Raw genomic sequence first — 24,827 nt, 5'->3', positions numbered from 1 at the left:
TTCACTAAAATATATTATATAATATTTTCAGTTTAATTTTAAAATAGTAATTTTATTGAATAAAAAATAAATTATTTACAGGCAGAAATAAAGAAAATAAAGAAATCTTTCAGCTTTAACTGTCTGTTTTTTTATTTTATAATATTTTTTTATTCTTTTTTGGTTTTAAAGGTCTATGAATATTTATTTTGACTATATTATGAAAGAAATTTGACAAATTTTAATTATATATTGTAAAATATTCATATAAAATAGATTGTCATAAAATTTATATCAAATAGCGAGTGGTCATTAATAAAAAATAATAAAAAAGGAGAATGATTATGACTGAAATAAAAGAAAAAAGTAAAGCTTTTGAAAAACTTGAAATTTTATACACTAAAAAAAATAAAGTAGAAATAAACGGAACTAAAAGAGAAAGCAAAATAAAAAAAGTAAGGACAATACTCCAAATACACTGATGAGTAATCCGAATATAGAGATTAATGATAAATTTTACGGTTCAAATAATAAATTTCGCGATTATTCCAAAGTTGATACTATATATGAAATAAAGGATGGGTTATATAAAGGGCTTTCTGATAATGAAATTGTTGAAAAAGTAGGCAAAGACTATGACTGGACAGGTACTAACTATAGAGATTCAATTGAAGCGACAATGATGTTGGATAATGATAATTCTCTTAAGGGATTTATAAAAAACAATATTGGAAAAGGAGCGACTTCAAGTGCAATAACAGCAATAGTGTTAAATTATTTATTGAAAAAAGGAGTATCAAAAGCCGTTGCAATTAAAATTTCTCCTCTTGTAGCCGGGACGATATTTGCTATAGATGAGGTAAGTAAGCTTAAAGAATTTAGAAATATCGGGTCAAATGGCAGAGCAGCCTTAATTTTAGCTTTAGGTAAGGAAAAAGAAAGAGGGATAGAAGCTGCAAAAACGGCCCGATGGTATCAAAAAAAATATATAGCCTATGCTTTTTATGAAGGAGCAAAGAAAATATATAATGAAGATAATTTTGATAATTATTCTAAAACTGAAAAATTATTATTTACTAAATCTTATGAAAACTGGCCTAAGGAGCAGCAGGATTTTTTAAAAAAAGCAATAAAAGCTTCGGGAAAAGAGAAAGAGACTGAAAAAATAATAAAAGCACAGAAATTACTGTACAGATACACTAATGGAGGAAATTATACTGATGAAAAGGATGAAAAAGTAACATATTCTGCAGGAAATCCGAATTGGTACAATAACAGAAAAAAAACTCCGGATTGGGGGCCTTATAATGGGATGTAAAGAAAAGACAGTTTTAATGAATAAAATAAAAAAAATAATAATAGAGGAATACGGCGGTCTTTTGTATATGGTATATTTTGCAATATTTGTGGACACACTTTTTAAATTTTTAACTTTTAAGAATTATTTGGATAAAATGAAAACTATGTTTTGGCTTTATATTATATTTTTCGGGATATACGGACTGTTCGGAAAAATGAGTTTAAAGAAGTGCCTGATCAGAGGTATAATTTCAACTTTTATTACATTATTAGTTTTTACAATTACAAGGGGTTTATTATGAAAAAAACATTGGCGACGGTATCATTTTACATAACATTAATATTGTATTTTTGTTTACTGTATTTTAAGTTTAAAAACGGTATACCTCGAGATACGGAATATTCGGTTTTCATAATTTTAAGATTGCTTCTTACTGTAAATATATGTTCCGTTTTTTTTAAAATGGATATGATTCACTATATTGTATGGTATTATATGTATATGCATTTTAGTACGTTTTTTGAATAAAAAAATGAAATAACGAAAAGTCATAAAAATTTGAATATTTATACAATTTATTATAATAATATTATTCTTTAAATAAAATTTCGTTTTTATGGTATAATATTCATCAGAAAAGAAATAAAAGGAGAAAAACTGATGAATATAGAATATTTGGGACTCGGATCAGATTTAAAAAAAATATTATTTGAAAAATTTGATCAAAATAAAAATGTTTTATATGTATTTGAAAATTCATCTTCGTTTTTTGAAATAAAAAGAGAATATTTAAAAAATGGAGAAAATATTTTTCATAATTTTAAAATGATGAACCTTTATGATTTTTATGAAAAACTTTTTCAGACTGATAAAATAGTTTTAAAAGAAGAAAAGCAAGTAGTTTTATTTTATAATTCATTAACTGATAAGGTAAAAAAAGAATTGAAAATAAAAAGTTACTATGATGTAATAGATATTGCTTATAATTTTTATGGACTTTTTTCGGAGTTACAGGAATACAAAATAGATTATGAAAAAATTCAGATAGAAAAATGGCAAGAAAAAATATTCGGAACTTTATTGAAAATAAATGATGAAATTAAGATAAAGTCAGATGAAAAAGGGCTTATTCTACCATATATGTTAAGAAATACTGAAAATATATCTGAAAATTTCATAAAAAAATATGAAAAAATATGTTTTATAAATAAAGTAAAAATTACTCCTTTTGAAAAGGAGCTTTTTGACATCATTGAAAAAAAAGGCGTTGAAATTGTAAATATTCTTCAACTTGATAAAAATCAGTTTGACAGGGTAAAACTGCAAATAAAAGATACATTTGCTTTACCTGATATGGCAATATTTAAAAAAAAATACGATGTAAATATTGAACTTTATGAATATGAAAATAAATTTGCACAGTTACTCGGAGTTACGCAAAAACTTCATAACAACTTAAAAAACAACAGGGAAAAAGAGATATTATGCAAAATATATGATGCACAGAATGAAAGTATGGATAATGAAGAAGACTACTTCCTTTTAAATCAGAATAAAATAACATATAACTTTGAAATAACAATGAAAAAAACTAAAATTTATAAAATATTGAATTTAATTTATAATATTTTTGAAAGCGTTAAAGTTATTCCGAAAAAAAACGGAGAAAAAATATTTCTTTTTAAAATGAAAGAATTTTATAATGCTTTTAAATTAAGGGAATTTTTAAATGTATTCAAATTGGAGAAATGTTACAGGCTGCTTCAGGAACTTATTGCAAGTGATTATAAATATATTTCAAGAGAAAAACTTTCAGAATTAGATAATGATAGCCGAGAAAACAAAGGTGAATATCGTAATAGTAAAAATGAAACTGAAAGTTTCGTTAAGTTTTTGGAAAAGCTGGAATGTGTATATTTATATAAAACATTAACTGAATATAATAAATTTTTAGAGGAAATTTTTATTGAAAGCAAGGAAAAAGAAGTAAAAACAAGGGATAAATATTTTGAAGCATTATCCGAAATGATGATTCTTGAAGATTTAAGTTTTGATAATTTATGGAGTGGATTTTTCGGGCAGAATGTATCAGCGGGATTGTTGAAACTGTTTCTGAAATATCTGGATAAAAAGGCGATAAGCTTGGACTTGGAAAAAATAGACGAACAAGAGGAAGAAAGAAAAGTTACTATAAACAATTTTTCTTCAATTTCCGAAACTTCAAAGGAAAGTATTATGTTTTTGAATTTACAGGACACTTTTCCCGAGATAAATGTAAATAATTATTTATTTTCAAAAACTCAAAGGGTGAAAATGGGACTACCTGTAAGCGATGATGAAAAGCGAATAGAAATTTTTAAATTTTATCAGAATATTCTGTCGGCGAAAAATATTTATTTATCATATATAAAAAATATTGATGAAAATAAAGATTCGGCAGGAGTTGTGGAAGAAATAAGGCTAAAATATTTTTTAGAGCTTTCAAAAAATGAAATATCCGAAAAAGATGAATTGGAATTTATAAAAATGTACTTTACAAAAGAAGATGGATTCTGGTCAAAAAAGGAAATCGGAAAATTTCAAAAATCAAAACTTGAAAAAAACAAAGAAAAACTGTTGTCGGAAAATTTAAGTCTCGGATTTTATGATTTTGAAAAACTGAGAGATTTTGAATACGGATTTTATGTTGAAAAGATGATAAATGAATATGAGCTTGAAAAAATAGAAGATAAAATAGATCCGTTAGTATTCGGTAATATAATTCATTTGCTGTATGAAAAAGTAGTTATGGAAAATAAAGAAGCACTGGAAAATGGAAATTTTATCATAAACGATAAGAAAATAGAAAATACTTTGAATGATATATTGGCTTCTTTTGAATATAAAATGCCCAAAGAATATATGGCCTTTTATAAAAAAATATCTTTTCAGGAAATAATAAAATCTGCAAAAAAATTTTTAAAAGAACTGGCAGAGGAGCTTAGTCTAAAGGGAAATGTTAAAATTTACTCAGAAGAAAAAATAAAAATGAAAACTGAAAAAGAGATATACCGAAATGCCTATATAAACGGTGTAGTCGATTTACATATACAGACCGACAATAAAGAAATACTTGTGGATTATAAATCAGGAAAAGACAGTAATGAAAATGAAAAAAGAACTTTTAACCAGCTGGATTACTATTCGGAAATGCTGCCAGAAAAAGAAAATAACAAAATAAGAAAATGGATAGTAAATACATGGAATGGAGAAATAACTACTGATGAAAATAGGAAACCTGAAGAAATACTTACAGAAAAAGATATAAGACAGGCTGTAAAGGAATATTATGAAACAGAATATTGTAATTTAGGAAACAGGAAAGACAGTTATTTTTATCGGAAATATAAGGATATATGCAGAAGAGAGGAGGAACTGGATGGACAGAATGAGTAAAACGATTCTGAAAGCCAGTGCGGGAACAGGAAAAACGTACAGACTTTCCCTTGAATATATTGCAGGGCTTGTAAAAAAAATAAATTACAGAAATATTATTGTAATGACATTTACGAAAAAAGCTACTGCTGAAATAAAAGAGAGGATTTATGATTTTTTATATCAGATTGCTTTTGAAAAATATAACTGGGAAAATTTGGAAAATAATTTAAAAGAAATATACGGATTTTCTAAAGAAGATATAAATAAGGAAGAACTTCGGAATATATATTTTGAAATGATAAAAAATAAAGATGAAGTACGTATTTATACAATAGACGGATTTACAAACAAAATATTTAAAAATACTATAGCTCCTTTTTTCGGAATTTACAATTATGAAACATTAGATGAAGAAGAAGAAGAGTTTTATGAAGATATTTTAATAAGAATGTTGAATAATGATGACTATTTTCAGAAAATGAAATTTATATTTGAAGAAAAAAGGGATAGTAAAAATATAAGTACATATATTGAATTTATAAAAGGTGTGATAAATATACATGAAAAATTTATTTTGGCAGGAGATTTTAAAACTGAAACTGATAAAAAATCAAATGACAGGTTTGTAGGTGATATTGAAAATATATTTAATATGATAAAATCAACAGCAGAAATTAAGAACGGAAATGTAAAAGAATTTATTAACGGAACCTTTAAAGAAATATATGAGAAATTTGAAGAAATAAATAAAAAATTTTTCAATAATAAAACAGAAAATATAAAAGAAAAAAAAGAAATATTACTGGAAAATCAGGAAGAATTTTTTAAGGGGAAAATATGGAACGGAAATAAAATAAAAGGAAAAGAAGTTACGGCTATATTAGAAGAAATAAAAGAATGTCAAGAACAATTTCTCAAAAATTTTTCAGAGTATATTTTTATAAACGGAATACTTCCTCTTCATAATAAAATTACCGAGATTGCCGATATTATATATAATATAGCTGAACAAATGAAGTTTTCTTCAAAGAGATTTACTCACACTGACATTTCTACTTATACATATAAATTTATATTTAATAAAGATTTGGGATTTGTAAAAAATGAAAAAATGACAGAAGACTTTTTTGAACTAATAGGAGGAAATGCAAATATTATAATGGTTGATGAATTTCAAGATACAAGTATACTTCAATGGAAAATATTAAAGTTGCTTCTTAACAGTGTCGAAAATATAGTATGTGTAGGAGATGAGAAACAAAGTATATACAACTGGAGAGGGGGAGAAAAGGAGCTTTTTGAAAAATTGGATGTTTTTATTGAAGGAAAAGTTGAAAATCTTGATAAATCTTATAGAAGTTATAGGGAAATTATTGAAAATATAAATAAGATATTTGAAAACTATAACAATGAATGGATTTACACTCCTGTAAAATACAGAAGTGATGAAGAATATCAGAAAGGATATTTCAGTTATTATTTACAGGAAAGAAAAATCAAGTATACAAAAGAAGAAGAAAAACCTGAATTTGCCTTTGAAGAGATAATTCGTATGATTAAAGACGGAAAAATAAAAAATCTCGGAAGAGCATGTATAATATGTAGAAAGAATCGTCATCTTAATGAAATTGCCCAAAGACTGAATGAAGAAAATATACCTTATACGATGAACAGTAATTCATCTATTTTAGAACATAAAGCAATTTTCCCCTTGTATAAACTGATAAAATTTTTTATATTTGATAACTTTATATATTTTCTTGAATTTATGAGGTCTGACTTAATAGGATGTCTTAACAGTCATGTAAAATACTTTCTTGAAAATAGATATGAAATAGAAAAATATATAAAAGAAAAGAGCAGTGAAAAGTTTGAAGATTTTGTGAGTAAAGAAAATAAAGGAAAAGAAGGTCTGTCGAATTATGTACATATAAATGAAATGACAAGAAATAATCGGATTTTTTCAGAAGTATTGTTTAAAGTGAAAAAATTAAAAGGATTATCTGAAAGTCTCAATAGCGGATATTTAAAAGAAAATTTTTCAAAAGGACTTATAGAAGAATTTGAAGCTATAAATTTTTATTCTACAAACAGTGATATAAAAAATATTTTTAAATTTTTTAATATTCTGAAAAAGTATGATGATTTGTTTGAATTTATAAATGATATTGAAAATAAAAGGGAAAAAGTAAAACAGCTGAGCAGTGAAGACAATGATACTTTAAATCTTATGTCTATTCATAAATCAAAAGGTTTGGAATTTGACACGGTAATTTACTATAAGCACGAAACAGGAAGACAGCTCAAAGACGATAATTTGTCGGTTTATTTTGATTATGACGAAAAGTTTGAAAAAGTGGAAAAATTTCTGATTACACTGCCTAAATATGATAAAGTTCTTATTAATGGAGAATATTCGCAAATAAGGGAGAAAAACAGGAAAAAAGAGAAAATGGAAAGTATTAATAATGACTATGTGGCATTAACAAGGGCGAAGAAAAATCTAATGCTGTTTTTTGAAGCAGTTAAAACTAAAGAAGGTTTTAAAGACAATCTTGTAAAAAGGCTGTTAGAAATTTATGGAGAAAATTTTAAATATTTTATTGGCAAAATTAGTGAAAGTGAGAAAACTGAGAATAAAATGATAGATAATCAGGAAAATAACTTAGACGGAATAATGACTTATTTTTCAGATAATATATTAAAAATACCTGTTACTAAATATGAAACTGACCTTGATGGAGAATTCAGAAGAAAAAAAGGTCTTGCAATGCACTATTATTTTGAACATGTGATAAATAATCCTGAAGCTGACATGAAAATTGCAAAATCAGTATTTTTGAGCAGATACGGAAATATGCTTGGAAAAAAAATATTAACGGAACTTCTTGAAAGAATGGAAAAATTTATATTTAAAAATAAAGAACTTTATAGTAAAAAATATAAAATATATACTGAATTTGAAATATATGATAAGGAAAATAATAAAAGAATTATTGATAGGATAAATATTGATGAAAATGAGAAACGTATATTTATATATGATTATAAAACAGGATTTGAGCCTGAAAAAAATGAAAAATATATAGAGCAACTCAAAGAATATAAAAATATATTAACTGAAAAAACTGAAGGGAAGTATGAAATTTTTACAAAAATTTTGGAAGTGTAAAATTCCGAAAAATAATAAATCCAGAAAATAATGAAAAAGCAGAAAATAATTAAAAAAATATGAAAAAAAGTTTTCTTCAATAAATTTCTATTATTTTCTGTTTTTTATTTTTCATTTCTTTATAATCTCTAAAAATTATTTAATAAATTGAAAATAATCTGCGGAAAAAGTTTATAAATAAAAAATGACACATAGATGACAAATATATTTTAAAAATTTTTGTCTCTAATTTATTTTCAATATTTTTAGTGTTTCTGTTAATATTTTCAGTAGATTTATTATTTATTTCTTATTTTGGGACTATGCCTATAAAAAATTGCTACAGTTAAAATATAAGTCATAAATTTCGAGAACTTATTAAAAAAACTTTTGTAAAAACTATCCAAATTATTTGTTTTTTTCTTCTAAATCCAGCAGGAATTTTTTTATATCAATCCCTCCACCATATCCTACGAGTTTTTTGTCTGAACCGATTACACGGTGACAGGGAATAAAAATCGAAATTTTGTTTTTATTATTTGCCATTCCTACTGCTCTCACAGCTTTTTCATTATTTATGGCGATGGCGATATCTTTATAAGAACGTGTTTCCCCGTAAGGAATTTTTATAAGTTCATTCCAGACAGACACCTGAAAATCAGTCCCATTTTTCAAAAGTGGAATATCAAAATCCTTTCTTTTTCCGCTAAGATATTCAAAAAGCTGAGTTGCGGCTTTTTTGATTACAGGTGTTTCTTTTAACTGAAAAGAAGGGTCATTTTTTATATTTTCCACATCATATTTAAAAAAGAGATTTGTAATTTCTTTTTCGTTTGATGCAATTCCCAATGTTCCAAGTTCTTCAGTTCCGGTATCATAAAAATAAACGAATTTCATAAAGAGCCTCCTTGCTTTCTGTTTTTGCAAAAAAAATTATATAATTTATATAACTATTATAGTATAATTATAAAAAAATGTACATAAATTTTAAAAGGATATTACAACAGTTAAGATATACGGTAACAGTAGTCAAAAAAGAGAACGATAAGTTAGGCGGCAAAAGAGCTTCTTAGTTTTCAGAAGAAATATTAAGTACCTTTGATAGAGATAAAAATATAAAAGTAAGAGACAGGGCAACTTTATCCAATTTGGCAATCGGATTAAACGGATATACTGTAAGTACAGGTATAATTAAGTGAAGAACTGAACGAAAAAAATATTATTGCAAAACCTCTTGCTGTGAGTAAATATGTGAGAAAGAGAGTTATAACTCAAAAAATATGACTTTAAGTCATTTCGGAGAAATACATATGGAAGTATTAAAAAAGTATATAAAATAAAATTTGAACAGCTGAAAGTTTAATAAATGGCAGTTAAAAATTTTATTTGTTAAAATTGTTTTAATATGGCTTTAAAGTATATCGAATTGATTTTTTAAATATTATAAAAAGAAAATATTTCTTTATAATATGTGTACAGTAAAATATGAGGAGATAATTATTATGAAAACAGCTATTGTCGGATATCCCAGAATAGGGAAGAACAGAGAATTAAAATTTGCTATAGAAAAATACTGGAAAAAAGAGCAAACAAAAGAGGAACTTGTAAAAGTTTCCGATGAGGTAAAAAATAAGCAATGGAAAAAACAGAAAGAAGAAGGGATTAATTATATTCCCAGCAATACATTTTCGTTTTATGACCAAGTTTTGGACACTCTGGTAATGCTCGGTGCCGTTCCCGAACAGTATAAAAATCTTGGTTTGGATGAATTGGATACTTATTTTGCAATGGCAAGAGGGTATCAGGGAGAGAAAGGTGATGTAAAAGCTCTTTCCATGAGAAAATGGTATAATACAAATTATCATTATATAGTTCCTGAGCTTGAGGACAATACTCAGTTTAAACTGAACGGAGATAAACTTTTTGGGGAATATGAAGAAGCATTGAAATTAGGAGTGGAAACTCATCTGTCAGTTATAGGACCTTTTACTTTTTTAAATCTTGCAGTCGTAACAGGGAAGAAAGAGAAAAGCGAATATATTGACGACATTATCAGTGTGTATATTGAACTGATAAGGGAATGCAGCAAAAGAAATATAAAATGGATCCAGATAGATGAACCCCAGATTGTGAAAGATCAGACAGAAGAAGATGTAAAGCTGTTTGAAAAAATTTATACTGAAATATTAAAAAATAAAGGAAATGTAAAAGTACTGCTTCAAACTTATTTCGGAGATATAAGAGACTGTTATGAAAAAATTGTAAAACTTGAATTTAATGGTATAGGACTTGACTTTACAGAGGGAAAATATACTTTAAAACTTGTAGAAAATAATGGCTTTCCTGAAGACAAATATTTATTTGCAGGTCTTGTAAACGGAAAAAATATTTGGAAATCGGATTATAAAAAAGCACTGAAAATATTAGAAAAATTAAAACAAAAAACAGGAAATATCGTACTTACTACATCGTGTTCACTGTTGCACGTTCCTTATACAGTAGAAAATGAAACGGAACTGTCTGAAGAAATATTGAAATATTTTTCCTTTGGAGAAGAAAAACTGAGTGAACTGAAAGAGCTGTCCGAGCTTGGAGAACTTAAAGAATATGAAAAACAGTCTGCATATATTCAGAATCAGGAAATAATAAATTCGAAAAGAAGCATGGAAGATAAATCTGTAATCGATCGGGTGAAAGAACTGAAAGAAGAGGACTTTATAAGAAAAGGAAAAAGAAGTGAAAGACAGAAAATACAGAGAAAAGAATTAGGCATACCCCTTTTCCCGACAACTACAATAGGTTCTTTTCCTCAAACAACAGAAGTTAAGCTGAACAGAAGTAGTTACAGAAAAGGTGAAATTACAAGAGAAGAATATGATAAAAAAGTATTTGAATTTATAAAAGAGTGTATTGAACTTCAGGAAAAAATAGGTTTGGATATACTTGTACATGGAGAATTTGAAAGAAACGACATGGTAGAGTTTTTTGGTGAAAATCTGTCGGGATATGTGTTTACAAGTAAAGCATGGGTTCAGTCTTACGGAACGAGATGTGTAAAACCCCCTATTATTTTCGGAGATATAAAAAGAACGAATCCTATTACGATACTTTACTCAAATTATGCTCAGAGTATTACGGAAAAGCCTGTAAAAGGTATGCTTACAGGACCTGTAACCATTCTTAACTGGTCATTTCCGAGAGAAGATATTTCATTAAGCGAAATGGCTTATCAGATAGGACTTGCAATAAGAGAGGAAGTTCTTGAGCTTCAAAAATCAGGGATTGGAATTATTCAAATTGATGAAGCGGCATTAAGAGAAAAACTGCCTTTACGTAAATCAGACTGGCACAGTGAATATCTTGACTGGGCATTGAAGTCCTTCAGACTTTGTCACAGCGGAGTAAAGGAGAAAACTCAAATACATACTCATATGTGCTACAGTCAATTTGAAGATATAATCAGAGATATTGACAATATGGATGCAGATGTAATAACTTTTGAAGCTTCAAGATCAAAACTTACAATAATTGATTTTATCAAAGAAAATAATTTTGAAACTGAAATCGGTCCGGGAGTGTATGATATTCATTCTCCGAGAGTACCGTCAACAGATGAAATGTTAAAATCACTGAATATAATGCTCGAAAAAATAGATAGAGAAAAATTATGGGTGAATCCCGACTGCGGTTTAAAGACAAGAAGCACCGACGAAACTGTAAAAAGTCTCAAAAATCTTGTGAGAGCGGCAGAAATATTAAGAAAAAAAGTAGAATAGTTTTAAATAAAAAAACCTGTTTTAATCAGGTTTTTTTATTTTTAGTTTAAAGTATGGAAAACTATGTAGATATTATAATTAGTTTTGTAAGAATATGTGTAGAGTTTATAATTAAAAATTAACAATTAATTACATGTATCATTAATAAATTGAATTTAATTTATTTATTGATATGAAGTAAAAATACTTTAAAAAAATTATAATAAAATTTAAAGGATGTATAAATACAAAATTTTTGAAAACTTAGAAGATATTTTCAAATTTCTGAAGATTAATAGTGGTTAGATACAGTGAAATATAAAAAGGTATGCTTAGATTTTTATGAAAGGAGTAATTTAATAAATAAAATAGAAAATTATATAAATTTAATTGAAGATAAAAGTGAAAAAATTGTAAGAAAAATCGGTATTTAAAAAGGTGAGTTTATGAAAAATTTGGAAAAAAGGAAAAAGAGTATTATAATAGCTTTAAATCTTAAAATATAAATGATGAAGACCTAAAAAATATGTAGAAAAATTCAAAATTAGAAAATTTAAGTTCAAATTTTTTGATTTTGATATCTATGGTAAAGGATGTATTATCAAGTAACTTTGAACTAAGGAAAATTCAACTTGCAAGAATAACGGGAGCAATAATATATATTGTATCACTGATAGATGTCATTGTCAATGTTATGACAATTTTAGGATTTACCAATGATACCTGATGTAGTAGGAATTGTTTTAATTCAAGTTAATAATGTAGTGCAGAGATAAAAACAACTAATAGAGTAATATAAAAAGCAGGAAGAATATTTAGAGAACTTTATTAATTATTCTCTATAACTTTTCCTGCTGCAAATAATAAAAAATATACTTCACTAACATTATTAAATTAAAAAATTTATTATGTTCATTCACTTTATGATTTTCAAAAGAAAGTCTTATCTGAGTCCGAAAGTGGCAACGGTATAAACAAAATTATCATTATTTCCCTTTTCAAGAACCCATTTACCATCCTCTTTTTTCATATTAACTTCTATTGTCCTGTCTTTATATGTCAATTTTTCATTTTTGAATTTATCTTTAAAAAATTTCGCTTTCATTTCTTTAATTTTTATGTCAGCATCAATTTCAGCCTGTGATTTTCCTTCCTGTTCAGCTTTAGCTATCGCAGGGGACATTTCTTTTATATATTCGTCCATCCACGGAGTTATGTCAGGTACTGTTATTGTCGTGTTTATAACAGCAGCGTTTCCTTTTACTTCAACATCATTTATTTTATAAGTTATTTTTTCAAAACCGCCTTTCATAGGTTCGGCATCATTTGAGTTGAAAATATTGTTTAATTTTTCTACTTCCAGAGTATTTCCTTCTTTTATCTGTTTCATGACTTTTTCAAATTGAGTTTGAGGAGAATTTCCATTACTACAGCCTACAATAAATAAAGATACACTTAATAGTAGAATAAATATTTTTTTCATTTTTTACCTCTTTCTTTAATTTTTATATATTATACAGTTTCTTTCATTATATTTCAGGTATTACTATATGAGAATTTCCTTTGTATAAAAAGGGTTCATTTTGAAAATATCTTAAAATAAGATTTTATAATAATATTAATAATGTTTTCTTTTATAAAATTAAGATGATGAGAGATGAATAACCGTTGCAAATCAAGGGAGAAATAAATGAAAATCTTCCTTGATAAATTTAAAAAAAACAGGTATAATGTTCATAGAAGATAAAATAATTAACCGAAAGGACAAAGAAAGATGAAGAAGAAACCTGTAGTTTTAATAATTTTGGACGGTTGGGGAATGAACCATCACACAGAACAGATAGATGCCGTAAGAATGGCACATCCTGTAAATTTTGAGAGATACAAAAAAGAATATCCATATACTGAATTAAGGGCAGATGGAGAATTTGTAGGTTTGCCTGAAGGTCAGTTCGGAAATTCCGAAGTGGGTCATTTAAATATAGGAGCGGGGAGAGTTGTATATCAGTTATTACCTAAAATTACGAAGGAAATTAGAGAAGGATTGATTTTAGATAATAAACCTCTTTCAGATATTATGAATAAGACAAAAGAAAATGGAAAAGCGCTGCATATAATGGGATTGATGTCAGATGGAGGAGTACACTCTCATATTAACCATATAATAGGATTAGTAGATATGGCTAAGAAAAAAGGGTTAACAGAAGTTTATATACATGCTTTAATGGATGGAAGAGATACACCGCCTGAAGGAGGTGCGGAATATCTTGCACAAATGGAGAATGCCTTAAAAGAAATAGGAATAGGAAAACTTGCGACGGTTGTAGGAAGATATTATGCAATGGACAGAGATAATAACTGGGACAGAACGGAGCTTGCTTATAATACACTGTTTTCAGGTGAGGGAGAATTAGCAGCGAATTCAGATGAAGCTATAAAAAATTCTTATGCTGATGAAATAACTGATGAATTTGTAAAACCTACAAAAATAGTAGGAGAGGGAGCCCCGATAGGTATAATAAAAGATGGTGACGGAATAATATTTGCAAATTTCAGACCTGACAGGGCAAGACAACTGACAAGATCAATAATTGAAGAAAATTTTGAAGGATTTGAGAGAAAAGTTCATCCTAAAGTGAATTTTGTATGTATGGCACAGTATGATTCGACATTTGATGTTCCTGTAGCTTATCCTCCTCAAAAAATAGTAAACGGATTTGGAGAAATTGTATCTAAAGCAGGACTTGTCCAAATAAGAACGGCTGAAACTGAAAAATATGCCCATGTTACATTTTTCTTCAACGGAGGAGTAGAAGAGCCTTATCCGGGAGAAATAAGACTGCTTTCAGATTCGCCGAAAGTTCCCACTTATGATTTAAAACCTGAAATGAGTGCCTATAAAGTAAAGGACAGACTTATTGAAGAACTTGACAAAGGAGGAGTGGATACTGTAATATTGAACTTTGCAAATCCTGATATGGTAGGACATACGGGAATAGTTGATGCAGTAATAGCGGCCTGTCAAACAGTGGATAATTGTACAGGGCAGATTGTTCATAAAGTATTGGAAATGGATGGAGCCGTTTTAATAACGGCAGATCATGGAAATGCGGATTTACTTGTTGATCCTGAGACAAATGCTCCTTATACTGCACACACTGCAAATCCGGTCCCGTTCGTATTCATTACAAATGATATGAAAGATGTAAAATTAAGAAATGATGGAAAATTAGCGGATATAGCACCAACAATGCTTGATTTACTTGGATTGGAAAAACCTGCCGAAATGGACGGGGAAACGTTAATAGTAAAATAAATATTTTAATAACTATACTAAAAACATTGACAAATTAGAATTTATATGGTATTTTATATTTAAAGTGGAATGCATGATGCCTGAGGGCTGCCATGCTAGCCCAGTATTGCATGACAATACTGGGTCAACTTTTTATTGGGAGGGGTTTTATGCGAGAAGAAAAAAAGTTTAAAACTATTTCTGAACAGCTTGAGGGATTAAAAAGAAAAAACTTAATGTTTAATGGTGAAAGTGACGAGAATTTTGCGATAGATGTATTGGAAAAAACAAATTTTTATACTTTAGTAAACGGATATAAAGAAATTTTTTTAGATGTTAATTATCAAAAAATAAACAATAATGATCCTGACGAAAGATATGAAAAAGATACTTTTTTTAAAGATTTATATTTTCTTTATTATTTTGATTCTGAGTTAAGACATGTATTTTTAAAGTTTATATTTATGTTTGAAAGCAATATAAAGGCTAAAATAATTTATTATTTTTCAGAAAAATTTTATGAGAATAATAATGCTTATTTGGATAAAAATAATTTTAACTATACTGATAGTTTTCTGCAATCTAATATAGAAATGTTAATTAAAAAAATGGAAAAAATAATTGATAATCAAAAAAAGCTTCCTAATACAAGAATAAATCATTATTCACAGTACTATAGTGCAATTCCTTTGTGGGTATTAATGCCACAGTTAGATTTTGGAACAATATCACACTTTTTTAAATATTGTACTAAAGATATTCAGTCAAAAATAGCTAAGCACTTGAAATCAAATTTTATAAAAAATTATCCCGAATATAACAATAGTTTCATATTAACATCGGAAGTTTTAAGTAATATGCTATTTTTTATAAACAGTTTTAGAAATATTTGTGCTCACAATGAAAGGTTATATAATCATAGATATTACAATAACAATATTAATACTACAGTTATACATGATTTTTATCATTTGAAGTTTAAATATAGTGTTTTTGATTTAATACTGCTCTTAATGGGTTTTATGACTCCATCAGAATATGAATTATTTAAAAAGCTGATAGCTTCTCCACTGGCTTTTCTTTATTGTAACATAGGAAAAGAAAGATTTATAAAAATTGTTCAGAAGATGAAGTTTTCCAGAAAATGGGAAGAGATATTAAAAATTAAGGATGATTTTGAGAAATTCAAACTTATTTATAGTAATTAAGAGTATTTAAAACTCTATTTTCATGACTAAAAACCTGCCTTAAAGTAACGAAAACTTTAAAAGCAGGTTATTTATTTGTTTTTTATTTACACAGATTTACACAAGAAACCACACTGCAAAAAAGTGTGAAACACTTCCGAAAATAACAAATATATGCCATATCATATGATTAAATTTACAGATTTTCCAAGTGTAGAAAATAGTTCCTAAGGAATAAAGAATTCCTCCGCTTATAAGAAACATAAGTGAAACACTATTTATATTATCCTTAAGTTCTTTAAAGGCGAATACTATCATCCAACCCATAAAAAGATAAAGCAGCGTGGAAAACATTTTCATTTTTCCTGTAAAAAAAGATTTAAAGAGAATACCCAGAATACATATAATCCATTGAGCCCACAAAATCATTATTCCCGTTTTTGATTTAACCACAAGTACGAGAAAAGGTGTGTATGTTGCCGCGATTAATATATAAATAGCGGAATGGTCAAATATTTCAAAAATTCTTTTGGCAGTTCCGGATTTCAGACCGTGATAGATTGATGACATAGTATAAAGGACGATAAGCCCTATACCGAATATCATAAAAGATACTATGGCTGCTAATTCTCTTGTCCACGACGCTCTTATCGTTAAAAGAATAAATGCAATTACTGAAAGTCCTGCTCCTACAGTGTGACTTACAAAATTTGCTATTTCTTCTCCTTCTGAAGTATTATGTTCAAGTCCTGTATTATTAATTGATTTATTATCTATCATTTTTATTCCTTTCAGGTTACAAGATTAACTATATCTTACTATATTTATATATTTTTTTCAAATAGGATGTGAAAGTTAAATAAAGCTAAAAAAATATGTATATAAAGTGAGCAATTCAATAAAAGTAAATAAAAATAAGAAATATTTGATTTAAAATGTCGTGATTATCAAATAAAGATGAAAAAAATTAAATTTAAAAAAGATATACGATTAGAAAATAAAATTATTCATTCAAAAAATTATTACACTATTTATTTAGAAATTTTAAATTTTAAAATGAAATCAAATTTAAAACTGAATGAACGATTTAATGCAGTTTACATAGCTTAAATCATATATATTTTTCTTTAATCAAATTATTATTTTAAAATATAGAAAAAATTTAGAAATTTAAATATAAAAATTATTTTACATATATATTAAAAAAATTTTATCAAAAATAATTTGACTAATATCAATTTATATACTAAAATAATTTTATAAACAAAATAATTTTTAGTTTGAAAGGAAAATTAAAATGATACATTACTTCAATGCCGGAGGAATATTTATGTGGGTGATACTTCTGGCTTCTATATGCGGTTTTGCAGTAATTCTTGAAAAATTATTTATTTTTTTAACAAGTGAAAAAAATTTCACTGAAGAATATAAAGAAAAATTATATAGAGTTTTAAAAAATGGAAAAAAGAAAGATATACTTGATTTATGTAAAAATAAAAATGATACTATTTCAAAACTTGTAGTAAACACGGTAGAAAATTCAGATATAAATTTTGATGAAATAGAACATCTTAATAAACAGTGCATTGAAGAAATTATAACGGCAAACATTCTGGAACAGACGATAAAACTTGAAAAAGGAATGTGGTTATTGGGAGCAGTTGTAAATACTGCACCTCAGCTGGGGTTGCTCGGAACGGTTACAGGAATGATAATGTCATTTTCAGCATTGAATACGGGCGGTGTAGAGAATATAGGAGCAGTGGCTTCAGGGATTTCAGAGGCATTGTATACTACGGCGTTCGGATTGATGGTAGCAATACCGTTCCTGATATTTTATAATTTTTTTAATAAAAAGATAGATCATGTAGTTCTGGAGATGGAAAAAGTGTGCCTTCACTTTCTGAACAGGCTACAGAATATCCATAATGGAAAATAAATCATAAATTTATAAATATACGGAACGGAGCGGAAATGAGGTTTGTAAACAGAAGAAGTAAAAGAAATGCCGAGATATCAATGTTAAATTTAATAGATGTCATATTTATGTTGTTAATATTTTTTATGATAACAACAACCTTTAATAAATACACTCAATTTAAAATGACAGTACCTAAAACGGATACAGAATTTAATAATAAGAAAGAAACGGCAGTTGAACTTATAGTAAACAGAAATCAGAATTATTTTTTAAAAGTGGACAACAATATAAAAAATATAAATGTGGAAAATATAAAAGAAGAATTTTCAAGGATAAATCCTAACCTTTTGGAGAATGTAATACTTACAGCCGACGAGCATCTTGAATATGGTGTAATAGTCGGAATTATGGGGAGATTAAAAAATCAAAACGTGAAAAATATTAATCTCAATATACAAAAAAATAATAAATAAAAAGGAAAGGAGAGTATGCGGAAAAGTATATTAATCCGGCATACGTACAGATTATGTTGAAAAAAATCGGTATTTTAAGCCTACTGGCAGTGGCAGGTGTATTGCACGCCGAAATGGAATACGAAGGAAGAATGGAGGAAAGTGTAGTAACTGCTACAGGATTTAGCGAAAATGTCGAAAAGCAAATAAAAAATATTACGGTTATTACAAGGCAGGACATTAAGGACAAAGGATATAATTCAGTGGAAGATATGTTGAGAAGAGCACCGGGAATTAATTTTGTAAATCCGGGGTTCGGTCAGATCGTAGATATAAGGGGACAGGGAGCGGAAAAAGCTTCAGGACGTGTAAAAATCCTTGTAGACGGAGTTTCCATGAATTTATTGGATTTATCTCATGGTCTTGTACCTATTAATTCAGTATCGGTTGAGGATATTGAAAGAATAGAAATTATTCCCGGAGGAGGATCTGTCCTGTATGGAAATGGAACTGCAGGAGGGGTGGTAAATATAATCACAAAAAAAATAAGCAAAGACGGAGCACATGGGAAAATTTATTATCAGGGAAGTTCTTATAATACAAATAAAGGCGGAGCAAGAACAGGAATAAAATTTAATGAAAACTTTTCTATAGATTTCGGATATGAAAATATTAACGGAAAAGGATATAGAGAAAAAGATGAAAACTCAAATGAATTTATAAATGGAGGATTTACTCTTCAAAATGAAAAACATAAATTAAGATTTAAAGCTACAAGATATGATGAAGAAGGTAAAACTACAAGTGCATTGACACTGGAAGAAATGAACCGTAACAGAAGACAGGCAGGTGAAAATCCAAATTCTACAAATGCCGTAAAAAAAGAATACACTCTTGAATATAATATAAAACCTGTTGATAATCTTGAATTTACAATTTTAGGATATAATCAAAAAATGAGAAGAGAATATGATCAGGATTATGGAAGAGGAATTACTAATAAGGGGATTTTCCAAGACAGAAAAAACGGAGTTAATTTAAAAGGAAATTTTGATTATGGAAAGGGAAATCTTGTATTCGGATATGAATATATAAACAATAAAATGTTAAGACGTTCTACAAATTTTCTGACATTAAGAGGAAGAACAAGAACACTGTCAGATACATTGATAAATCTGTCCAAAGAAACAAATTCGGCTTTCCTACTTGGAAGACATGCACTTACAGACAGACTGGAAGGAACATTGGGTTACAGATATGAGGCTGCAAAATATAAGATACACAGAACGGATGGAAAAAATACGTTAATATCAAATTCCAAAGAAACAAATAATGCATATGAAGCATCGCTGAATTTTAAATATTCGGATACGGGAAATGTATATGCTAAATATGAAAGAGGATTCAGATCACCAAGTCCTACAGAACTGACAAATAAAGACAGACTGAAAGGGTATAGTTTAAACGGAGTTAAGCCTGAAACTTATGATACTTATGAAATAGGAGTTAAAGATATGATATTTAACTCATTTATAAGTCTGACAGGATTCTATACAAGAACTAAAGATGAAATATCCATAATCTGGGGACCGGGAGGACATGGAGTAGCTTGGGAATACAGAAACCTTGATGAAACTCAAAGAAAAGGATTTGAACTGTTTGCAGAGCAATACTTAGGAAAATTGAGAATAAACGAATCAGTTTCATATGTAGATGCTAAAATAACTAAGGGAAAAAATAAAGGACAGAAAATAGCTTATGTTCCTTCAACAAAAGCAACATTAGGGGTAGCTTATGACATTATTTCAGGATTGGCATTAAAAGCAGACGTAAATTATCTGTCAGGTCAGGTAGATAATGGAAATAGTAAGATAAAAGGTTACTCAACAACTGATCTGGGAGTTAACTACAGACACGAAAGCGGCTGGGGAATTGATGCAGGAGTAAAAAATGTATTTGGTAAGAAATATTATACATTTAAAAATGGAGATGCCTATAAACCGGCCGGAGAAAGACAATATTATTTAGGAGTAAATTATGAATTCTAATATAAATATGAAGAAAATATATGCAGGACTGTTAATCTTCCTGCTTATATTCATATTTATGGCTTTATATCTGGGAGATATAAAAGTTTCTTTTAAAGATGCGGTAAATATTTTATTGAATAGGAAAATAGAAGATGAATCATTGAGGACGATAATACTTAATGTAAGACTTCCAAGAATAATAATGGCAATATTAATAGGAATGCTGCTTTCCTGTTCAGGAACAGTTGTTCAGACAGTATTTCAAAATCCTCTGGCAGATCCGTATATAATCGGAATATCTGCAAGTGCTACATTTGGAGCCGTGATAGCTTTTATGTTGGGGATGCCTGATATAATGTATGGAATATTGGGATTTATTGCATCGGTAATAGTGGCATTAATAATATTCAGACTGTCAAACCAGAAAACGAGGACGGATATAGCATCCTTGCTGATTATAGGGATTGCGGTATCTTCCTTTCTGGGAGCATTTACTTCGTTTAGTATGTATCTTATCGGACAGGATTCCTTCAAAATAATAGCTTGGATGATGGGATATATAGGTAATGCATCGTGGACAAAAGTATTTATTTTATTGTTTCCGCTCGGATTATCCGTCATATATTTTTATCTAAAGAGATACGATTTGGATTTGCTGTTGAGTGGAGACGAGGAAGCTCATTCTCTGGGGGCTGATATTGGAAAACTGAAAAAGAATATGCTTATAGTTTCTTCATTTATAATAGGATTTTCGGTAGCCTTTACGGGAATGATAGGATTTGTGGGGCTGATAGCTCCGCATACTGTAAGGCTTCTGACAAAAAGCAGCAGTAATACTAAACTTATACCTCTTGCTACATTAGGCGGAGGAATATTTTTACTTGTTTGTGATACAATAGGTCGGACACTTTTAAGTCCGGTTGAAGTACCTATAGGAGTAGTAACGGCATTTTTTGGAGCACCTTTTTTTCTATACCTTGCAATGAAAAAGAAAAAGGTGGGGTAGAAATGATAGCGGATATTTTTATGGAAAATGTTGAATTCAGTTATAACAGTAATGAGGAAAAACTTTTAAGTGATATAAATCTAAATATCAAAAAAGGAAAATTTACAGGAATTTTAGGACCTAACGGTTGTGGGAAATCCACTCTTTTAAAAATAATATTAAAATATCTTCCTTCTCATGAAGGGATTATAAAAATTGAAAATAAGAAACTGAAGGATTACAATCAATCAGAACTCTCAAAACTGTTAAGTTTTGTGCCTCAAAAGTCATCACTTTCAATGCCTCTTACAGTGGAAGAAGTGGTTTATATGGGAAGAGTGCCTTATATAAAAAATAAATGGTCAGGATTTGAAAAGGAAGATGATGAAAAAGTTACTGAAGTTATAAAAAAGCTTGATCTCGAAAAATTCAGGAAAAGAAATGCTTTTTCCCTTTCAGGAGGTGAATTTCAGAGAGTTCTGTTAGCAAGAGCATTAGTTCAGAATACGAAAATTATACTTTTAGACGAACCGACATCCGCCCTTGATATGAATTATGCTCTTGAAATAATGAAAATTACTTCACAGTTTGTAAAAAAAGAAAATATAACGGCAGTAATGGTACTTCATGATTTGAATTTGGCAGCACTGTATTGTGATAATCTTATTTTCTTAAAGAAAGGAAAAATTATGTACAAAGGAACCCCAAAAGAACTTTTCAGACCTGAAATTTTTCAGGAAATATACGGATTTGGTTGTAAAATAATAGAGCATAACGGTTATCCCTATGTGATACCTGACAAAATATAAAACGGATATAGTAAAGGAGAAATTTATTATGAAATTTATTAAAAACCGAAAAGTAATGAAAAGAATTATTTTTCTTTTAATTTTTTTAATAGGGATTATGTCATGTTCAAAAAAAGAAAATTCAGATAAAGACAGTTCCGAAAAACATTTGAAATATGAAAGAATAGTAATTTTGGATCCGGCGGTAATTGAAATGATGTATATGCTTGATTCACAAGATAAAATAGTAGGAATTGCAAAACTTCAGCAATCAAAAATATGGCCTGAAGATAAAACGGAAAAACTTGAAAGTATAGGGACATTTTCAAGGCCGTCAATAGAAAAAATACTTTCATTAAAGCCTGATTTAGTAATAGTTTCAGCATTTCATGTGCCTGAATCTATACAGAATACTTTAAAAAATAATAATATAGAAGTAAAAAAAGTGGGAGCAAATACAATAGATGAAATATTTAAAAATTTTCAGGAAATTGCAAAAATGCTTGGAAAAGAAAAGGAAGCTGAAAAAATAATTGCAGAGAAAAAAGAAAAACTTGAAAATATAAAAAAAATTGAAACAAAAGAACAGAAAGGAGTTTTTATTATTTCATCATCACCAATGAGATTATTTGGAAAAGGTACTTTACCGGATGATATTATGAAGCTGCTGAATATAAAAAATATAGCTGATAATATGCCGGGAAACAGTCCGATTTTAACCTCTGAATATTTAATAAAGGAAAATCCGGATGTAGTTCTGACTTTGCTGAAAAATCCTGAAGAAATAATACAGGCAAACCCTCAAATTAAAGATATTGATGCAATAAAAAATAAAAAGTTTATTGTATTGGATTCTAATCAGGTTTTGAGAGGATCTCCGAGAACAATAGATCACATTATTGAAGTTTATGAAAAAACAAATAAAAATTAAGTATGAAAGAGGTGTATTTTAAGATAGAGGTACAATATGAAATTTTATATTATTTCAGCAGCTTTAAATGCTGCACTTTTGTTTATACCTATTGCTGTACCTGTGATAAATAACATTAAACAGGATAATGTACCAATTATAATCATAAATCTTGAAAACAGTACATTTGAAAAAATTAAAGAGGGAAAAACGGAAGAAAGTGAGAAGATTGAGAAAAGGCAGGAAATAAAAAAAAATCCTGAAAAATATAAAGGTGAAAAAAGTATAGAAAAATCTGTTTTTCAGGAAAAAAAAGATACTGAAATAAAAACTTTAAATTCGGAAAACAAAGTAAAAGCAGATGAAAACAAATTTACAAAGGCGGAACCGTTAAACAGTCAATCAGTACCGGTTCTAAATACAGACTCGGGGAAAGATGCTTCTTCAAAAACTGAAAGTATTTCCTCAGAGCGAAAAACTGGACAAAATAAACAAAATCAGAATATAAAAAAAGAGCCAGGAGGAAATGTATGTCGTGAAAATATAGATTATACAGTAACGTATAATCCTGATTTACAGTATCCTATGGCAGCTGAACGACTCGGAATAAAAAAGACCGTTATAGTAAATGTAAGGATTAATTTTAATGGAAATGGTTCAGTTTCAGTTATCGGTGCTTCAGGAGGAGAGGGAGTATTCCAGTCTGAAGCTAAAAAAGCTGCAGAAAAAATAAGAGTAAAAATAAAAAATCCTGAAACTTTAAAGTGTACTGTTACGAAACCGTTCAGATTCAAATCGAGATAGAAACAGAAAAATGTTAATATTAAATAAAAAAATTGGGAGATGAGATGAAAGATAGAATTTTAAATCATATGAACGAGGATCATAACGAAGTATTGGCATTGTATGTACAGTATTTTAATAAAAGAAATGATGTATATGAAGCAAAACTTATAGATGTAAATGAAGAAGAAATGATACTTCGTGTAAATGGAAGCGAAGATGTGAAAGTAAAGTTTACGAAAAGAACAGAATTAAAAGATATGCATATGGAAATGGTAAAAATGGCTAAAATAGCAAGGAAAGAGCTGGGAATTCCCGCTCCTGAAAAATATAAAGATAAAAATCATCTTAAAGAAGAAGAATTTAAAATAGAAATAAGTGATTTTGTAAGGGAATTTAGATCAGTTATACTGGGAACAGTTACTTCCGAGGGCGAACCTAATGTCACTTATGCACCGTTTTTAAGATTTAGAGGAGACAACTATATATTTATAAGTACAACGGGAGATCATTTTGATAATCTTAAAAATAACGGTAAGTTGGAAGTTTTGTTCATTGAAGATGAAGTAAAGACAAAAGAAATTTCAGTAAGAACACGAGTAAGATATACTGCCAAAGCTGAATTTCTTGAAAGAAATGCACAATTTGAAGAAGTTATGGACGAATTCCAAAAAAATAACAATATGATGAAAATGACACGTACAATGAAAGATTTTTACTTAGTAAAATTAAAATTTATAAAAGGAAGATATGTTAAAGGGATTGGAAAAGCTTATGATATAAATGAAAACGGAGATGTAACACAGCTTATGAGAACTCATGACTATGAAGGGGAACATGGCGATCATGGGAATCCTCACGGATATAAATAGTG

General features: G+C 28.2%; 21 protein-coding genes. 18 read left to right on the top strand and 3 right to left on the bottom strand.

The features are described 5' to 3' along the window. Positions 1-323: 323 nt before the first annotated feature. From EII29_RS12005 to EII29_RS02830, 6 genes are all read left to right on the top strand, one after another. The gene (locus tag EII29_RS12005; RefSeq protein ID WP_158612451.1) at positions 324-461 is read left to right on the top strand and encodes a hypothetical protein; all 138 of its coding nucleotides are present in this window, start codon (positions 324-326) and stop codon (positions 459-461) included. Then, positions 461-1,297, top strand: coding sequence for a hypothetical protein (locus tag EII29_RS02845; RefSeq protein WP_125236038.1), 837 nt, complete (start codon positions 461-463; stop codon positions 1,295-1,297). The genes EII29_RS12005 and EII29_RS02845 overlap by 1 nt, the downstream gene beginning before the upstream one ends. Next, positions 1,287-1,580 carry a hypothetical protein gene (locus EII29_RS02840; protein ID WP_125236037.1) on the top strand — a complete coding sequence of 98 codons (294 nt, stop codon included), beginning with the start codon at positions 1,287-1,289 and terminating at the stop codon, positions 1,578-1,580. The genes EII29_RS02845 and EII29_RS02840 overlap by 11 nt, the downstream gene beginning before the upstream one ends. After that, complete coding sequence (locus EII29_RS11935; protein WP_148096399.1) at positions 1,577-1,807, top strand: hypothetical protein; 231 nt, start codon at positions 1,577-1,579, stop codon at positions 1,805-1,807. Before EII29_RS02840 ends, EII29_RS11935 begins: the two co-directional genes overlap by 4 nt. Before the next feature lie 132 nt (positions 1,808-1,939). Continuing rightward, the gene (locus tag EII29_RS02835; RefSeq protein WP_125236036.1) at positions 1,940-4,714 is read left to right on the top strand and encodes a PD-(D/E)XK nuclease family protein; all 2,775 of its coding nucleotides are present in this window, start codon (positions 1,940-1,942) and stop codon (positions 4,712-4,714) included. Continuing rightward, entirely contained in the window at positions 4,698-7,868 is a 3,171-nt protein-coding gene (locus EII29_RS02830; RefSeq protein WP_233573235.1) for an exodeoxyribonuclease V subunit beta, read from the top strand. The genes EII29_RS02835 and EII29_RS02830 overlap by 17 nt, the downstream gene beginning before the upstream one ends. Positions 7,869-8,255: 387 nt before the next feature. Here EII29_RS02830 and EII29_RS02825 read toward each other — a convergent pair whose 3' ends face one another. After that, the gene (locus EII29_RS02825; protein WP_125236035.1) at positions 8,256-8,744 is read right to left on the bottom strand and encodes a methylated-DNA--[protein]-cysteine S-methyltransferase; all 489 of its coding nucleotides are present in this window, start codon (positions 8,742-8,744) and stop codon (positions 8,256-8,258) included. Positions 8,745-9,349: 605 nt separating this feature from the next. Here EII29_RS02825 and metE point away from each other — a divergent pair. Both metE and EII29_RS12000 read left to right on the top strand, forming a co-directional pair. After that, on the top strand, positions 9,350-11,623 hold the full coding sequence (gene metE / locus EII29_RS02815; protein ID WP_125236034.1) for a 5-methyltetrahydropteroyltriglutamate--homocysteine S-methyltransferase: 2,274 nt from the start codon (positions 9,350-9,352) through the stop codon (positions 11,621-11,623). Positions 11,624-12,185: 562 nt separating this feature from the next. Continuing rightward, positions 12,186-12,329 carry a hypothetical protein gene (locus EII29_RS12000; RefSeq protein WP_158612450.1) on the top strand — a complete coding sequence of 48 codons (144 nt, stop codon included), beginning with the start codon at positions 12,186-12,188 and terminating at the stop codon, positions 12,327-12,329. A 216-nt stretch (positions 12,330-12,545) separates the two neighbouring features. Here the strand turns inward: EII29_RS12000 and EII29_RS02810 are convergent, their stop codons facing one another. Continuing rightward, complete coding sequence (locus tag EII29_RS02810; RefSeq protein ID WP_125236033.1) at positions 12,546-13,085, bottom strand: hypothetical protein; 540 nt, start codon at positions 13,083-13,085, stop codon at positions 12,546-12,548. Between the two features lie 291 nt (positions 13,086-13,376). Between EII29_RS02810 and gpmI the strand changes: the two genes are divergently transcribed. Together gpmI and EII29_RS02800 are read left to right on the top strand one after the other, a co-directional pair. Then, positions 13,377-14,918 carry a 2,3-bisphosphoglycerate-independent phosphoglycerate mutase gene (gene gpmI / locus EII29_RS02805; protein ID WP_125236032.1) on the top strand — a complete coding sequence of 514 codons (1,542 nt, stop codon included), beginning with the start codon at positions 13,377-13,379 and terminating at the stop codon, positions 14,916-14,918. 149 nt (positions 14,919-15,067) lie between these two features. Further along, a complete protein-coding gene (locus EII29_RS02800) occupies positions 15,068-16,105 on the top strand; it encodes an Abi family protein (RefSeq protein WP_158612449.1) in 1,038 nt (345 codons plus the stop codon). A 96-nt stretch (positions 16,106-16,201) separates the two neighbouring features. Here EII29_RS02800 and EII29_RS02795 read toward each other — a convergent pair whose 3' ends face one another. Beyond that, a complete protein-coding gene (locus EII29_RS02795) occupies positions 16,202-16,864 on the bottom strand; it encodes a hemolysin III family protein (protein WP_125236030.1) in 663 nt (220 codons plus the stop codon). Between the two features lie 550 nt (positions 16,865-17,414). On the opposite strand from EII29_RS02795, the gene EII29_RS02790 reads away from it, so the two are divergent. From EII29_RS02790 to EII29_RS02755, 8 genes are read left to right on the top strand one after another with little or no spacing between them, the layout of a single operon-like run. Continuing rightward, positions 17,415-18,023: a MotA/TolQ/ExbB proton channel family protein gene (locus EII29_RS02790; RefSeq protein ID WP_233573234.1), complete on the top strand. Its 609-nt coding sequence runs from the start codon at positions 17,415-17,417 to the stop codon at positions 18,021-18,023. 35 nt (positions 18,024-18,058) lie between these two features. Continuing rightward, positions 18,059-18,478, top strand: a complete 420-nt coding sequence (locus tag EII29_RS02785; RefSeq protein ID WP_125236028.1) for a biopolymer transporter ExbD — start codon at positions 18,059-18,061, stop codon at positions 18,476-18,478. Between the two features lie 53 nt (positions 18,479-18,531). Next, positions 18,532-20,505, top strand: coding sequence for a TonB-dependent receptor (locus EII29_RS02780; protein ID WP_125236027.1), 1,974 nt, complete (start codon positions 18,532-18,534; stop codon positions 20,503-20,505). After that, on the top strand, positions 20,495-21,493 hold the full coding sequence (locus EII29_RS02775) for an iron ABC transporter permease (RefSeq protein ID WP_125236026.1): 999 nt from the start codon (positions 20,495-20,497) through the stop codon (positions 21,491-21,493). The genes EII29_RS02780 and EII29_RS02775 overlap by 11 nt, the downstream gene beginning before the upstream one ends. Before the next feature lie 2 nt (positions 21,494-21,495). Beyond that, positions 21,496-22,281, top strand: coding sequence for an ABC transporter ATP-binding protein (locus tag EII29_RS02770; protein ID WP_125236025.1), 786 nt, complete (start codon positions 21,496-21,498; stop codon positions 22,279-22,281). 28 nt (positions 22,282-22,309) lie between these two features. Next, on the top strand, positions 22,310-23,191 hold the full coding sequence (locus tag EII29_RS02765; protein ID WP_125236024.1) for an ABC transporter substrate-binding protein: 882 nt from the start codon (positions 22,310-22,312) through the stop codon (positions 23,189-23,191). 36 nt (positions 23,192-23,227) lie between these two features. Beyond that, complete coding sequence (locus EII29_RS02760; protein WP_125236023.1) at positions 23,228-23,974, top strand: TonB family protein; 747 nt, start codon at positions 23,228-23,230, stop codon at positions 23,972-23,974. A gap of 44 nt (positions 23,975-24,018) precedes the next feature. Next, positions 24,019-24,825, top strand: coding sequence for a HugZ family heme oxygenase (locus EII29_RS02755; protein ID WP_125236022.1), 807 nt, complete (start codon positions 24,019-24,021; stop codon positions 24,823-24,825). The last annotated feature ends 2 nt before the right edge of the window (positions 24,826-24,827 follow it).

The organism is Leptotrichia sp. OH3620_COT-345 (assembly GCF_003932895.1).
In the GTDB taxonomy this organism is placed as follows: Bacteria; Fusobacteriota; Fusobacteriia; order Fusobacteriales; family Leptotrichiaceae; genus Pseudoleptotrichia.
This window is presented reverse-complemented; position numbering and strand designations above follow the sequence as displayed.

Bases quoted from the DNA above. Each gene is read 5' to 3' on its own strand.
- EII29_RS02810 (WP_125236033.1), bottom strand. From the start codon at position 13,085: ATGAAAAAAATATTTATTCTACTATTAAGTGTATCTTTATTTATTGTA.
- EII29_RS02795 (WP_125236030.1), bottom strand. From the start codon at position 16,864: ATGATAGATAATAAATCAATTAATAATACAGGACTTGAACATAATACT.
- EII29_RS02785 (WP_125236028.1), top strand. From the start codon at position 18,059: ATGAGGTTTGTAAACAGAAGAAGTAAAAGAAATGCCGAGATATCAATG.
- EII29_RS02800 (WP_158612449.1), top strand. From the start codon at position 15,068: ATGCGAGAAGAAAAAAAGTTTAAAACTATTTCTGAACAGCTTGAGGGA.
- EII29_RS02770 (WP_125236025.1), top strand. From the start codon at position 21,496: ATGATAGCGGATATTTTTATGGAAAATGTTGAATTCAGTTATAACAGT.
- EII29_RS02755 (WP_125236022.1), top strand. From the start codon at position 24,019: ATGAAAGATAGAATTTTAAATCATATGAACGAGGATCATAACGAAGTA.
- EII29_RS12005 (WP_158612451.1), top strand. From the start codon at position 324: ATGACTGAAATAAAAGAAAAAAGTAAAGCTTTTGAAAAACTTGAAATT.
- EII29_RS02835 (WP_125236036.1), top strand. From the start codon at position 1,940: ATGAATATAGAATATTTGGGACTCGGATCAGATTTAAAAAAAATATTA.
- gpmI (WP_125236032.1), top strand. From the start codon at position 13,377: ATGAAGAAGAAACCTGTAGTTTTAATAATTTTGGACGGTTGGGGAATG.
- EII29_RS11935 (WP_148096399.1), top strand. From the start codon at position 1,577: ATGAAAAAAACATTGGCGACGGTATCATTTTACATAACATTAATATTG.
- EII29_RS02760 (WP_125236023.1), top strand. From the start codon at position 23,228: ATGAAATTTTATATTATTTCAGCAGCTTTAAATGCTGCACTTTTGTTT.
- EII29_RS02790 (WP_233573234.1), top strand. From the start codon at position 17,415: ATGTGGGTGATACTTCTGGCTTCTATATGCGGTTTTGCAGTAATTCTT.
- EII29_RS02825 (WP_125236035.1), bottom strand. From the start codon at position 8,744: ATGAAATTCGTTTATTTTTATGATACCGGAACTGAAGAACTTGGAACA.
- EII29_RS12000 (WP_158612450.1), top strand. From the start codon at position 12,186: ATGGTAAAGGATGTATTATCAAGTAACTTTGAACTAAGGAAAATTCAA.
- EII29_RS02780 (WP_125236027.1), top strand. From the start codon at position 18,532: ATGTTGAAAAAAATCGGTATTTTAAGCCTACTGGCAGTGGCAGGTGTA.
- EII29_RS02830 (WP_233573235.1), top strand. From the start codon at position 4,698: ATGGACAGAATGAGTAAAACGATTCTGAAAGCCAGTGCGGGAACAGGA.
- EII29_RS02765 (WP_125236024.1), top strand. From the start codon at position 22,310: ATGAAATTTATTAAAAACCGAAAAGTAATGAAAAGAATTATTTTTCTT.
- metE (WP_125236034.1), top strand. From the start codon at position 9,350: ATGAAAACAGCTATTGTCGGATATCCCAGAATAGGGAAGAACAGAGAA.
- EII29_RS02845 (WP_125236038.1), top strand. From the start codon at position 461: ATGAGTAATCCGAATATAGAGATTAATGATAAATTTTACGGTTCAAAT.
- EII29_RS02775 (WP_125236026.1), top strand. From the start codon at position 20,495: ATGAATTCTAATATAAATATGAAGAAAATATATGCAGGACTGTTAATC.
- EII29_RS02840 (WP_125236037.1), top strand. From the start codon at position 1,287: ATGGGATGTAAAGAAAAGACAGTTTTAATGAATAAAATAAAAAAAATA.